The sequence below is a fragment of the Pedobacter sp. MR2016-24 genome (assembly GCF_026239655.1).
Taxonomy (GTDB): domain Bacteria; phylum Bacteroidota; class Bacteroidia; order Sphingobacteriales; family Sphingobacteriaceae; genus Pedobacter.
In genome coordinates, this window is record NZ_JAPIVO010000005.1 from 255,712 (window position 1) to 268,444 (window position 12,733).

General features: G+C 38.9%; 13 protein-coding genes. 8 read left to right on the forward strand and 5 right to left on the reverse strand.

What is annotated here, in order from left to right:
• Window positions 1–191: 191 nt before the first annotated feature.
• Window positions 192–725 (forward strand): GAF domain-containing protein, encoded by a 534-nt coding sequence (locus OQX62_RS15125; protein WP_265832415.1) that lies wholly within the window; start codon window positions 192–194, stop codon window positions 723–725.
• Here OQX62_RS15125 and OQX62_RS15130 read toward each other — a convergent pair whose 3' ends face one another.
• A complete protein-coding gene (locus tag OQX62_RS15130) occupies window positions 726–3,248 on the reverse strand; it encodes a family 16 glycoside hydrolase (RefSeq protein ID WP_265832416.1) in 2,523 nt (840 codons plus the stop codon).
• A gap of 407 nt (window positions 3,249–3,655) precedes the next feature.
• Between OQX62_RS15130 and OQX62_RS15135 the strand changes: the two genes are divergently transcribed.
• The 5 genes from OQX62_RS15135 to OQX62_RS15155 are packed head-to-tail and all read left to right on the forward strand — an operon-like array spanning window position 3,656 to window position 7,536.
• Window positions 3,656–4,534, forward strand: coding sequence for an STAS domain-containing protein (locus OQX62_RS15135; RefSeq protein WP_265832417.1), 879 nt, complete (start codon window positions 3,656–3,658; stop codon window positions 4,532–4,534).
• A 29-nt stretch (window positions 4,535–4,563) separates the two neighbouring features.
• Complete coding sequence (locus OQX62_RS15140) at window positions 4,564–4,941, forward strand: STAS domain-containing protein (RefSeq protein WP_265832419.1); 378 nt, start codon at window positions 4,564–4,566, stop codon at window positions 4,939–4,941.
• A complete protein-coding gene (locus tag OQX62_RS15145) occupies window positions 4,922–5,335 on the forward strand; it encodes an anti-sigma regulatory factor (protein WP_265832420.1) in 414 nt (137 codons plus the stop codon). The genes OQX62_RS15140 and OQX62_RS15145 overlap by 20 nt, the downstream gene beginning before the upstream one ends.
• The gene (locus OQX62_RS15150) at window positions 5,328–6,347 is read left to right on the forward strand and encodes an ATP-binding SpoIIE family protein phosphatase (protein ID WP_265832421.1); all 1,020 of its coding nucleotides are present in this window, start codon (window positions 5,328–5,330) and stop codon (window positions 6,345–6,347) included. The genes OQX62_RS15145 and OQX62_RS15150 overlap by 8 nt, the downstream gene beginning before the upstream one ends.
• A gap of 1 nt (window position 6,348) precedes the next feature.
• Entirely contained in the window at window positions 6,349–7,536 is a 1,188-nt protein-coding gene (locus OQX62_RS15155) for a sensor histidine kinase (protein ID WP_265832422.1), read from the forward strand.
• A gap of 84 nt (window positions 7,537–7,620) precedes the next feature.
• On the opposite strand, the gene OQX62_RS15160 is transcribed toward OQX62_RS15155, so the two are convergent.
• Window positions 7,621–7,941, reverse strand: a complete 321-nt coding sequence (locus tag OQX62_RS15160) for a hypothetical protein (RefSeq protein WP_265832423.1) — start codon at window positions 7,939–7,941, stop codon at window positions 7,621–7,623.
• Between the two features lie 211 nt (window positions 7,942–8,152).
• Here OQX62_RS15160 and OQX62_RS15165 point away from each other — a divergent pair, with 211 nt between their 5' ends.
• On the forward strand, window positions 8,153–8,308 hold the full coding sequence (locus OQX62_RS15165; protein WP_265832424.1) for a hypothetical protein: 156 nt from the start codon (window positions 8,153–8,155) through the stop codon (window positions 8,306–8,308).
• Window positions 8,309–8,380: 72 nt separating this feature from the next.
• The gene (locus OQX62_RS15170) at window positions 8,381–8,725 is read left to right on the forward strand and encodes a helix-turn-helix domain-containing protein (protein ID WP_265832425.1); all 345 of its coding nucleotides are present in this window, start codon (window positions 8,381–8,383) and stop codon (window positions 8,723–8,725) included.
• Window positions 8,726–9,051: 326 nt separating this feature from the next.
• Here the strand turns inward: OQX62_RS15170 and OQX62_RS15175 are convergent, their stop codons facing one another.
• Genes OQX62_RS15175 through OQX62_RS15185 form a run of 3 tightly spaced genes read right to left on the reverse strand, consistent with a single transcriptional unit; the run spans window position 9,052 to window position 12,485 of the window.
• Window positions 9,052–10,188 (reverse strand): amine oxidase, encoded by a 1,137-nt coding sequence (locus OQX62_RS15175; RefSeq protein ID WP_265832426.1) that lies wholly within the window; start codon window positions 10,186–10,188, stop codon window positions 9,052–9,054.
• 10 nt (window positions 10,189–10,198) lie between these two features.
• Entirely contained in the window at window positions 10,199–11,368 is a 1,170-nt protein-coding gene (gene glf, locus OQX62_RS15180; RefSeq protein ID WP_265832427.1) for a UDP-galactopyranose mutase, read from the reverse strand.
• Window positions 11,340–12,485, reverse strand: a complete 1,146-nt coding sequence (locus OQX62_RS15185; protein WP_265832428.1) for a glycosyltransferase family 1 protein — start codon at window positions 12,483–12,485, stop codon at window positions 11,340–11,342. Before OQX62_RS15185 ends, glf begins: the two co-directional genes overlap by 29 nt.
• Window positions 12,486–12,733: the final 248 nt, after the last annotated feature.

The following is a 12,733-nucleotide window of genomic DNA, read 5'->3' on the forward strand; positions in this document are numbered from 1 at the left end:
ACAGATTCCACTAAACAGTAAAGGCCGCAATATTTGCGGCCTTTACTGTTTAGTGGAATCTGTATATCAACCTATAATTATCAGCCCAGCCAGTTATTATTCAAAAGCTTGTTCATTATTCTGATTTCTGGCACTTAACAACATTAAACCTTACCTTTAAAAACCACGTATATTATTCAACAATTCAAGACATGAGAGAAAGTATTAATACCAATAAATCAGGAGAAGAACAACTCCGTGTAGAAGCGCTAAGCCGTTATCACATATTCGATACCCCACCAGAACAAGCATTTGACAACATCGCAAAATTAGGTTTGCAGCTGTTTGAAGTACCAATTTGCCTGATCACATTTGTTGATACGGAAAATGTATTTATAAAAGCTAATATCGGTCTAGGCGAAATTATGGGTGATATTACAAAAACGCCCAAATCGAATAGCCTCTGTGCCTTGGCAATACAGGATAAAAACATCAGTATTTTCAATAATAGTTTAATACAAACGGATCCCTGTGTACTTACGAGCGGCTTATTCGCTGGTGAGACAGGATTTAAATTTTACGCAGGAGCGCCGTTAACTACCCATGATGGATTTCGAATCGGCACTATCTGTATAGTTGATACAGCAATCAGAGACTTTTCAGAAAAAAATAAGTCGGTATTAGAAAGCCTTGCGGTAATCGTGATGTCCGTCATCGAATTGAGACAATTGAATATGCCCGTTTAACTAAAACGTTTTTAAATTCAGGTTATCAATCGTAGTAAAACAATCATATGATCTGATGCCTATGGCGCCGGTTTTGTATGTAGTATCGCTGCAGGATATAGCCGGTTCCTTCTGATGATTAAAATATATTTTGATCTGGCTTCCAATCGCTTCAATCTTTAGGTGGCAGGTAGATCCTATCACTATTTTTTCATTAGCTGTTTGTAATGCAGTCCATTTTTGTCCGGATGACTTACCAAGTTCAAGCTTTCCGGCATCAGCATCAATTCCTATATAGTATCCTTTATAGGCATCGGCACCCAATGCAGGATCAGTTATCCTAAATAACAATCCAGCATTCCCTTTCGATGAAATCTTTATCTCCGCCTCATAAATAAAATCTTCAAAGTTAGTCCCGGTTCTTATGGCCTTACTTCCATGAATACCACTCCCCCACGATCCTTTGTTCGACGCTGCATTTATTGCGCCATCTTTGATAAACCATCCTCCGCCATATATGATCCAGTCTTTAAGTGTTGCATGTGAGAAATTTTCATGAAAGTGTTTCATTATTTTGCGGGCTTCCCCAATCACCGGAAAGTTGGTTACTCTGATGTTTTCCGCGCCAAATGGAACCAGTGTGATCTCTTCCAAAGGTTCCACAGATTGCAGTGGACTTGCCGGCACTTCAAAAGCATGCATCTGGTTATCAGCCATGGTCCATAACGGTAGTCGCCTTCCCTGTACGTAAAGTTTAACCGGTGTGGCTGAAGTTATAAATGGGTTCTCCGGCATCGGAGATTCCTCAACCCTGATTGTATTTCCTGCATTTTTGCGATCCAATACAAGTGCATAATTCCAGGGGGATGCCGGTGTTACCTCATAATCGTAAAAGCCAGGTACGGGATGTTTCTTGCGTATACTGTATTTTGCATCGATCTTCAGACTGTAAACCAGCGGCCCACGTTCAACGCTTACAGAATTATTTACCTGATCTGTGATTTTCACTTCCATGGGAAATTCCAGAGTGATCTGATCCTGATCATTCCAAACCCTGTCGATGTTAAAGACATGACCTGCTTTCATTCCTTTTAAAGACTTTCCATTAAGCATCACTTTTGGCATACGACACCATTCCGGCATCCTTAACCGTAGAGGAAAATGGACGGATTGACCGAGCGTCATCTTCATCAATACCTTCTCTTTAAAAGGATAATCTGTGATGACATCAAGATTGACAGGCACGTTACCTGCTACCAAGGCTTTCACTTGTACAGGCGCATAAACAATAACTGCCAATCCCTTATCTGGTGTAGAAACCCAGCTGTTTTTCACCAAATAAGGCCAACCCATATGCATGTTATACCTGCAGCAACCCATACCAGAATAAGGACTAAGTAAAATCCCGCCATCATAATCCTCATCGAAGCCGGATTGCCCATATTTATTTACTACCTGATTAGGCTGGCTATAATAAAGATGTTCTTTAATATCCCTGCTAAATTGTGCAGGCAGGGTGTTAAAAGCTATTTTTTCCAACCTGTCGCCAATATTTACGTCATGAATGATTCTGGCCGCCGTTTCCAGACTCTGCATCCACTCTACCACCGTACAGGTTTCAGTCCCCTGAAATGAACTTTTTCCCGCCAGGAACTCCGTACCTGAAGCAATTCCGGAAGCTTGTCCGTGATCTGCCATCAAATGAATGATCCCCTTGTGTAAAGCATTTCTGTTCAGGGCGGTTTGTTCTAACTGAGAATAAAGAGCTGGAAATTTTAAAGCCTGTCCAACACTTACACTATGTTTAGTATGGAAATCATCTCCGAAATGATAAAACTGATTATTGGTATAGATTTCTGCCCATGGATAGGCCTGCAATTTCAATTTCTCCGCCAGGCTAATCAGAAACGGATCAGCAGTCTTATTATACAGCCATAATACAAGTTCTATATTATCTCCTGTTCTGGACTTACTCCATTCAGATAACGGCGTTTGATCCAGATGCTCAAACTCGTATTTAAAATAGCTGGTAAAAAAACCAATCACTTTTTCATCCCCTGTAGCTTCATAGTAACTTTGCATCGCATACATCATTGGCATACGCGGCCACCAGTCATTCATCGTTTCCGGACCAAAAAGACCGTTTGGACGCTGATTATTCAGTGTATACTTAATCCATTTAGCTGCTTTGGCTTTTAAAACTGCATCGTCGAGCGTATAAGCTAATGCTATCAGTCCTTTTACATAATAGGGTACCCGCTCCCATCCACTTCCGCTACCGCCTAACCAATCGGAACCCGGACCTAAATTTTCAGCTTCATGATATAATTCTTCAGCATGCCCGGTTGCCCCATCTCTTTGTAATTCAAGTTGGGTTAATAACCATCCCTTTGCCTTGATACTGCCTAATGGAAGTTGGATATAGCTCCCCGCAGTAAGAGGTGCACGGTTGTAATCATAACTGCTGTTCATATGCTGCTGCTGCGCATCAACAAGTAATGAGCAAAAAAGCAGAGCGCCGATGAGCAAAAAGGATTTTTTCATTTTTTATATCTGGTCATCAAATATAGGTTATCAAATGCTATTTATGAATTGCCCGGATTTTCCCTATTAGTTAGGAAACAGCGCATCCCAGACAAAATTTATTAAGAAATCAAATACTGATGAACGAAAAGATCTGAATATCTTAATATCTATTTTTATCAGCAAAAAATATTTAGTAAAAAGTAATATTTCACTAAAACAACACCTGCAACCGTAGTCATCAACTTCAGTTCGTCTATTCAGGAAGAATTGATACAATTAAATATCGGCAAACGACATAGGGATATTATATCTTTTTAGCGCCTTGCTAAATCAATATTTTTCGGACAATAAATTCAGCATATAAATATTCAAACAATAGCAAATTGATATTTATATGTGTATTTTTACCCGATAAATAAAATACAATGCTTGTAAATATTACTTCTATTTTAAAGAATAAGAGAACTGAAATCCTTGAATTATGGATGAAAAATCAGTTATCAAATCCGGGATTAGCTGATGATCTGATCAGTAATCAGGACTTGAGATCACAATCAGCAGACTTTGTTAATGCACTCGTGAACAACCTAAACGAAAATAACATCGATAATCCTAATTCCAGCGACTTCGATCATGTTATTGAAATTCTAGGCGGCATTTCAATATCGAGGGCAAGACAGGGATTTAGCCCACGTGAAACAGGTTTCTTCATTTTAAGTTTAAAAGAAAGCTTTCTTGAAATTTTAAATCAGGAAATATCAGATGTTAAGGATTTATTTACACAGAGCCTTAGACTAAGCCGATTGATGGACAATTTTACCATTCTTACTTTTGAGACATTTATCAAAGGTCGCGAAGAAGTAATTATGCGTCAGACTGACGAAATCACGGATATCTCTACACCTGTAATTAAAGTATGGGATGGCATCTTAGCATTGCCTATTATTGGCACCCTGGATAGTGCGCGTACACAGGTAGTAATGGAAAACCTTCTGCAGGAAATTGTGATTACGGGTAGCAGCATCGCTATATTAGATATATCAGGAGTTCCGACAGTGGATTCATTGGTAGCGCAGCATTTGTTGAAAGCTGTAAGCGCAACCCGTTTAATGGGTGCAGAATGTATTATTAGTGGTATCAGACCAGAAATTGCACAAACTATAGTGCACTTGGGTATAGACCTCTCACAAATCATCACTAAGGCAACTTTAGCGAGTGCATTACAATATGCTTTCAAATCGCTTCGCCTGGAAGTAAAAAGATCTGCTACAGATAACAAGTTATTTAACAAAACACAATATTAATATCAATGGATAGAATTCCTATTTTAAAAATGGGACCGTTCCTGCTGGTGACAATACAAATTGATTTGTACGACCGGTTAGCTCTGGATCTGGAAGAAGATCTGGTGAGAATGGTTGAAAAAACGTCTGCAAAAGGTGTATTAATTGATATCTCGGCAGTAACAATTGTCGATTCCTTTATGGGTCGGATACTGGGTAATATTGCCAGCATGTCAAGACTGCTGGATGCACAAACCGTTGTTGTGGGTATGCAACCGGCTGTTGCCATTACACTGGTAGAGTTGGGATTACCGCTTAACGGTGTATCGACAGCATTAGATGTAGAAAAAGGCATGGCACTCTTACAATCGAAAATGATTTTCGACGAAGAAGAAGAACAAGAAGAGGATGACACTGCCGCTAACTAAGGATATCCTGGTGGTCTCAAGGGAGCAGGATGTGGTATTGTTACGTAACCGCGTGAAAGAACATGCCGTAAAAATAAAAATGGGTCTGGTCAACCAGACCAAACTCCTGACGGCTGCAAGTGAATTGGTAAGAAATATGTTAAGATACGGAAATGGAGGAAAGGCGATTATAGAGGTAGTCAGCAGTGGCAGAATCAATGGAATCCGCTTAACATTTGAAGACCAGGGGCCTGGTATTGCCGATATCGATAATGCCATGACAGATGGCTATTCAACGGGAAAAAGCCTTGGATTGGGTTTACCAGGAACTAAAAGACTGGTAAGTGAATTTAATATTAAGAGCAAACTTGGCGAGGGAACCACAGTTACCATCATAAAATGGGCAAATGGTTGATGCTACGCATATCCGCTTCAAAGCGGCAGACAGAAGTTATTTCTCTATCATAAAAAGAGATATTCATCAACTGGCAGCAGATGCAGGTTTTGACAATAAAAAGCTGGGCGATATTGACCTGATTATCTCCGAGCTTACTTCTAACCTCCACAAATTTGCTACAGCCGGGGAAATACTGGCCGGTATTTTTCAGGAATCTGGAGGAAATCAATATTTAGAAGTGATTAGTATTGATCATGGACCAGGTCTTACCGATGTACAAAAGGTTATGACCGACGGTTATTCTACTTCAGGAACGATGGGAATAGGCCTTGGCAGTATCAAGAGATTATCAGATAAATTTGATTTGTATTCTCAAAAAGGATGGGGTACCACTGTATTGAGCCGTGTATATGCCAGACCTATTACTGATCTCAATCAGCATGCAAGTGCTATTGAGATACGCCGGTTGATTGTCGCTATGCCAGGTCAGCATACGAGTGGTGATGGTTCTTATTACAAACGAACAGACAGTCATTTTAAATTATTGGTCGCTGACGGACTTGGCCACGGACCAGAAGCAAATCTGGCAGTTAATGAAGCTGTTCATGCATTTAAAAGCTGTCCTTATCACTCTCCAGGCGAAATTTTAAAATACATTCATCATTCTATTCGTAAAACACGCGGAATTGTGGCTGCAGTTGTAGTATATGATCTGAAAACGAAGAAATGGGCCATTGCTGGCGTGGGTAATATCAGCTCGAGGTTGTCAAATTACATGGAGATTAAAAACCAGATGTCTTATAACGGTATTGTCGGACACAATATCCCTAACACCATTAATGATCATGAAGCATTATTGGAAGATTTCAACCAGATCACTTTATGTTCTGACGGTATCAAATCACGGTGGGAAAATGCTAAATATCCAGGGATTTTACGATGTGATCTAACTATTCAGATGGCAGCGATTTACAAAGATTTTGCCCGGCATACTGATGACATGTCTGTAGTAATGGCTAAAATAAGATAATATGCAACTATTAAAAGTCGCCCTAGAAAACGAACTCGACCTAACCTTAGCTTATAAAAAATCTATTAAGGCAGCAGAACTGATTGGTCTGTCCAGATCGACCCAAACTGCTTTTGCCACTGCTGTTTCGGAAGTTTGTCGCGAAGTAATCGATAAAACCCATGACGGCCTCGTTACGCTGGAAATACACAATGAAGGCGAACGACATCACCTTGCGGCAGTAATCACTTACAGACAAAGTGAAAGTATAAATAACCTGGAAGAAGGATTTCAATACGCCAGAAAACTGGTGCCGATATTTCTTTATGCTGTTTCAGAGAGAAAAGGAACGATCCAGTTAAAAATGGGCATCCCAAAAGCAGTCGGTATAAGCAAAACCAAGATATTGATGGTGTCCAGTTATTTTGAACATCTGGAGCCAAGTACTCCATATGAGGAAGTAAGGCAGAGGAACCAGCAGCTTTACTTAATCAATGAACAATCCGAACAGGCGCTGCAGCAAGCAGAATATCTTAATCAGCAGAAAAATGAATTTCTGTCCGTTGCCAGTCACGAATTAAAAACTCCGCTTACTATTCTAAGGGCATATACCCAAATGGCTTTGAAGACGGATTGCAGTCCGATCACGCTCTCTCATTTGAAAAAAGTTGATGATCAGGCTTCAAAATTGCAAACTATGATTACGCAATTGCTCGATATTTCAAAGATTGAAGACACGGAAACAGAATATAACCTGGAAGCCACCTCATCCAAGCAATATCTGCTGGACATGAGGGATCTGATCATGCAGTTGGTGCCCGCTCATCAGCTTCTCATTCATCTAAACGATGATTCTACACTTTACATAGACAGGTTACGTGTAGAACAGGTGATCATGAATATTATTGGTAATGCTGCTAAATATTCCCCTGCAGGAACCCAAATCGTATTTACTACAACGCTGCAGGCTAATGGAGAAGTATTATTTTCTGTAAAAGATCAGGGGATAGGTATGTCTGAGGAGGAATTGATCAAAATATTTAAGAAGTTTTATAGGGTTGAAAGTATTATTAAACAATATAATGGTTTAGGAATAGGATTATTTATCTCTTCAAAAATCATCAACAACCATGGAGGAAAAATCTGGGTTGAAAGTATTTTTGGCCATGGATGTACCTTCTTTTTCACTTTGCCGGTTTATAAAGATTAATCTTTCAATTCTGATTGTTCACTATTCATTTGAACAGTATGTTCTCAGCTTTTTATCTGGCCCGATCATCAAAAACATCTTCTGCTAAAGATAGGCGTCAATATACTCCAGTGTCCGCTCTATGGCATGTACAACTGATTCTTTATACACAGCCAGATCCAACTGCCTGCTCCGGTCAATTGCATTTTTTTTAATGGTCCTTTTATTATTTCTTATTTCAGCCAGGTCATAATTTACGATATTGGCGAATGTGTTCGCGTGACTTCTATATAATGTCATCAGACCTTCAGAGAAGGAGGAAACAAGCTCATTGAGCATCTCAACATTTGCCTCATCATCTATATTAACAGCGTTTACTGCTGCGAGTAATTTTTCCAGGCGGCTTTTTTCTTTACTTAAAATCATTACAGTTTGAAATATTACATTTGGTGACACTAATATATAGCAAAAGCATCAATTAATCACCTTAACATCGTAAACGCATTAGTGTTTTACATAATTCATAAAGTGGTAAATATATCGTTCCCTGATGTACAGCATAATTATAAATAGTATTGTATATTTATTTTATAATAATTATTTTAGACCTGAGGATGGTCTTAAATCCTCATTCGATATGAAAAATTCGAAAGATCAATTAAAATCCTTCTCATCAAATTCTCTTGTAACACAATTGGCTATAGCTAAAGCACTCATCTTAAATATCACAGCAGCAGAGCTTAAATTAAAGCGCTTAAGCGAAATAAACAGAGAGATTTTTCCTAAAAAATAATGGCGGCTGTTAGGACATTTATGAAGACTGTACAACTTGTTTTATAAAAACAAATATCCGTATTGCTGGATTATGAATGAATTGAGTGCGATTTTTAAAGAAATAAGAAAGATAGCAGGCTTAACTCCAACGGACGTTGCAAAAGGTATAGATATCAGCCTTCAGGCATATATTGATCTTGAGGTTAATTGCCTCAGGTTAAGCTGGACCACGTACAAACGCATTGCCAATTTCTGGAAAATACCTTATTACGATCTATTGAAATTCCGGCTAACCTTAGAACAGGAATATGATTTTGAGCACAGAAATTATGACGATCCTGAAAATTATGACCTGTTTGCGGAAGTATTTGCGATGTATGATTTCATTGCTAAACTAGCGAATAGTGAAGGGCAGGGAAAAGAATTTCTTAGATAACAAGAAGCCGAATCTTTCTGATTCGGCTTCTGCTTTTCAGCTACACACACCACATATATTATATCTCATTACAGAATACACCTATAAATAAAACATAACAGCAGATCAAATACCAACATCCATTGCTTCTTTGCCCCGCTGTTGCTGAAAGAAATTGGTTATCAATTGCTCTAAACTAAGCACAGATACTACAATTCCAAAAAAGATTACGCGAACGCATCGTTTTCCTACGCGAACGATCAATTTCGCTACACTAAACGGTGTAATGCAGGGAAATTTATACGCCCGACTCCTACCCGGGTTTTAAACAGCAGTGTGCTACTTTATTAAAATACAAAAGGCAATATTACTTTTGGAGTATTTAAAGTCAGCTGACAGTCTAATAGTGCTACAGCGTATGGCTGATATAAATATCTTGCGCCGGGCTCATCGGGGTAGGCATCCCATAATCCCGCATGATGCCAATCCTGCAGATTATCCCAGTCTGGCCTGTCAATTATTGGATAGATACATATTCCTTTAAAATCTACGGATGCATTGAGTGCTTTCTTGCATTCTAAGGTAATGTATTTGATCCATAATGGCCGGTCTTCGCCCGGGTGACTTGTCTCTGCGAGAATAATAGGTATATTGTATCTATCATATGCTTCAATCAAAAGAGAAGAAAGTCCCCGCCAACGAGGGTCAGGCTCTTCATTTAACCAGGGTAAAAATTGCCCTGTATTCATGATCCATTGATTGTTATAATAGAAATTAAACCCCATAATGTCAATATTATCTGGCTTCCCACCAAGTTCCGGGCACATTTTACCGGTTAACATGTCAATTACCTGGTATTGTATTTCATGTTGTTCATAGGCAGATAAAATTTCATCAACCGTCGCTTCAGAGGGAGGTACGATATTAACCAGCGGTTCGGTAGTCAGTATTTTAATTGTCGGATCTATCTTTTTCACTTCCTTTATTGCACTGATATAAGCGCGTGTTAAACAATATTTAACATCCCAGCCCATATTTTTTGCATAAGGAACTGTACTTCCAACCTCCCCTCCCAGCCAGGAAATGAATCCTACTTCATTAATTGGGGTGATGATCAGCATATCGTTTGGTTTGTATAAACGGTAAAATTCTACAAATGCACAGCACACAGCAACAAATCTCCGTTCAAAATGCGGGTGTAATGGACTTAGGTCGTCAGGAAAACCGAAGTGACAGATATCCCAGATTTGCTGTATCCCATAGGCATCGGCGGCATCTATCATCAATTTGACCTCACTAAAGTCATAGCAGTTAGGCTGTAGTTCGACTTTACTCCACCGGATTCCTTCTCGTACGCTTTTGATATCAAATTGCCTCAATGCACGATAATCTTCATCTATATTTTCTAAATGCTTTGTAGCGGTAACCAAATCAACCCTGTTACCATGGCAGTTGAGCTGATCAGCACATTCAAAGCCTGCCATCCAAAAAGACTTAAACTCCATAGCCATCAGCTACTGAGGTCAATTGATCCGGCTGTTCCATTTCTCCAAGAATCTTTTTAAATGTCGATAACGCCTGTGCAACTACCTGATCCATATTATAATACTTATAGGTAGCCAGTCTGCCTACAAAATAAGTATTTTCCATCTGGAGTGTAAGCTCACGGTAACGCTGATATAGCGCTGCATTATCTGGTTTTGGTATTGGATAATAAGGATCTCCCTCAGCCTTTGGAAATTCATATACAACTGAAGTTTTTGTATTCTTTTGCCCGCTTAGATATTTGAATTCCGTGATTCTGGTAAAAGCATAATCATTTGGATAATTGACGGTACCTGTCTCCTGGAATTGTTCCTGATCGAGTGTTTCGAATTTAAATTCTATGGAGCGATAAGGCAACTTACCAAAACGATAATCAAAATATTCGTCTACAGGACCAGTAAAAATCATCTTTTTATAATTCACCTCTCCTAATACATCCCTGTAATCCGTATTCAACATGATATGAATATTTTTATGGTCAAGCATTTTTTCAAACATGCGCGTATAACCATGTAAAGGCATTACCTGATAGGTATCAGTGAAATACCGGTCATCCCGGTTTGTTCGGGTTGGTATTCTGGCCGTTACGGCAGCACTCAATTGTGACGGGTCAAGATCCCATTGCTTTTTAGTATAAGACCGGAAGAATTTTTCATACAGCTCCCGTCCTACACTATTTACTACTACATCCTCAGAAGTTCGGATATCATTAATTTTTTCCGCGCGTGATTCCAAAAAAGAAGCAACGTCGTCACTGCTCAGCGTTAACCCGTACATTTTATTAATCGTATTTAAATTAATAGGTATAGGTAATAACTGTCCATCTACGCTTGCCAGTACTTTATGCTGATAGTTTCTCCATTCCGTATAACTGGAGAGGTACTCATAGACATCCTTACTGTTTGTATGAAATATATGCGGACCATATTTATGAACCAAAATTCCTGCTTCATCATAATGATCATAGGCATTACCACCTATATGATTCCGCTTATCAATTATTAATACTTTTTTATTTGCAATACGGGCTAATCTTTCGGCTAATACGCTTCCTGCGAATCCAGCGCCAACAATCAGATAATCATACATATTAACTGGCTCTAGAGATTTTAGTTTCATCAATTGTATCCTTCAGTCTGGCGTTCATCATGGCACAGGTTTGATCCCAGGACATTTCCTTTAAAAACAGATCTACCTTATTCAGCCATTGTGCATTGGATTTAGATTTCAGTTCAAGATCGATCGCTCTGATGAAATCTTCACTACTTGCAGCGATCTGAACCAATTTTTCAATTCCATATGGTCTCACTACATCCTTGATCGGTGTAGAAACTACGGGAACACCGGCCGCCAGATATTCTGGAGTTTTAGTAGGACTGATGAATTTTGTTGACTCATTTAGCAAGAAAGGAATTAACGCGACAGACCATCCGGCCAGATAGGATGGCAATTCTGCATAGGCACGCTGGCCTAAATAATGAATATTTGCATCCTGAGGCAATGAAGCAGGATCAATTTTTACTACAGGACCTATCAGAATAATTTGCCATTCGGGACGTTGCGCGGCAATATCACGGATCAACCCCAGGTTAAAACGTTCATCAATTACTCCAAAAAAACCAATTTTTAGTCCGCTGATAGTTTGCTGGTCTGCTGCCTCTATGTTTTTATTTCTTGCTTTAAAAAAATGTTCCTTTTCAATGCTACTTGGGAAGGCAAAAATATTATCATGCTGATCCTTTTTTGCATCATATAATGAATGTCCTCCTGTGAACACGAGATCTGTTTTAGCCATGAGTTTCCGTTCCAAATCAACCAGCTCAGTTGGTGCAAATTTGAACGCAGAAAGTTCATCCATACAATCGTAAACTATACTTTTAGGCTTATGTTTCGCTGTAAAAGTTAAAGCCATTGGTGTATAATACCAAAAAAGACAGCTATCTAGCTCGATATTTATTAAAAAATTATCTATTAGCAAGGTGAGCGATTGTTGCAGCTCAACCTCTGGCAAACCTGCTCTTAAATGAGGCTGTATGACATGCAAATTAGTTACCTTCTTATCAAATTTTAAAAAGTCATGATTCATGTCATGAAAAATTGGCTCTTCAATAAAATACACAGGAGCTTGCGCAGCAAAACGACTCAATAAATGTTGAGGTCGCTGATAAACGAAATCCCATCTTAAATGAGAGAAACACACAATACTTTTAAATGAAAACTCTTCGGGTTGGATCATATTTTTATGTTGTTTTAATATTAGAAACTTGTTCGTTTGGTAACAGATTGTTTGCCGCAGGTAGCTAAAGCTGTAAATTTATCAGCAAGTAAACATGGTTGTACGGATAATCCAACACAGATGTCTGATGGCCAATAATACCTTAGCAGCATTTGATCAGTCAAAACATTTATAAAAAAAACAGAAGTCTTCTTTTATGCTAATTTATCAGTCCGATACCGACTAACATGTTTTATCATGCGGTAACG

Coding starts and splice junctions, on each gene's coding strand:
- OQX62_RS15125 (WP_265832415.1), top strand. CDS start 192: ATGAGAGAAAGTATTAATACCAATAAATCAGGAGAAGAACAACTCCGT.
- OQX62_RS15130 (WP_265832416.1), bottom strand. CDS start 3,248: ATGAAAAAATCCTTTTTGCTCATCGGCGCTCTGCTTTTTTGCTCATTA.
- OQX62_RS15135 (WP_265832417.1), top strand. CDS start 3,656: ATGCTTGTAAATATTACTTCTATTTTAAAGAATAAGAGAACTGAAATC.
- OQX62_RS15140 (WP_265832419.1), top strand. CDS start 4,564: ATGGGACCGTTCCTGCTGGTGACAATACAAATTGATTTGTACGACCGG.
- OQX62_RS15145 (WP_265832420.1), top strand. CDS start 4,922: ATGACACTGCCGCTAACTAAGGATATCCTGGTGGTCTCAAGGGAGCAG.
- OQX62_RS15150 (WP_265832421.1), top strand. CDS start 5,328: ATGGTTGATGCTACGCATATCCGCTTCAAAGCGGCAGACAGAAGTTAT.
- OQX62_RS15155 (WP_265832422.1), top strand. CDS start 6,349: ATGCAACTATTAAAAGTCGCCCTAGAAAACGAACTCGACCTAACCTTA.
- OQX62_RS15160 (WP_265832423.1), bottom strand. CDS start 7,941: ATGATTTTAAGTAAAGAAAAAAGCCGCCTGGAAAAATTACTCGCAGCA.
- OQX62_RS15165 (WP_265832424.1), top strand. CDS start 8,153: ATGAAAAATTCGAAAGATCAATTAAAATCCTTCTCATCAAATTCTCTT.
- OQX62_RS15170 (WP_265832425.1), top strand. CDS start 8,381: ATGAATGAATTGAGTGCGATTTTTAAAGAAATAAGAAAGATAGCAGGC.
- OQX62_RS15175 (WP_265832426.1), bottom strand. CDS start 10,188: ATGGCAGGCTTTGAATGTGCTGATCAGCTCAACTGCCATGGTAACAGG.
- glf (WP_265832427.1), bottom strand. CDS start 11,368: ATGAAACTAAAATCTCTAGAGCCAGTTAATATGTATGATTATCTGATT.
- OQX62_RS15185 (WP_265832428.1), bottom strand. CDS start 12,485: ATGATCCAACCCGAAGAGTTTTCATTTAAAAGTATTGTGTGTTTCTCT.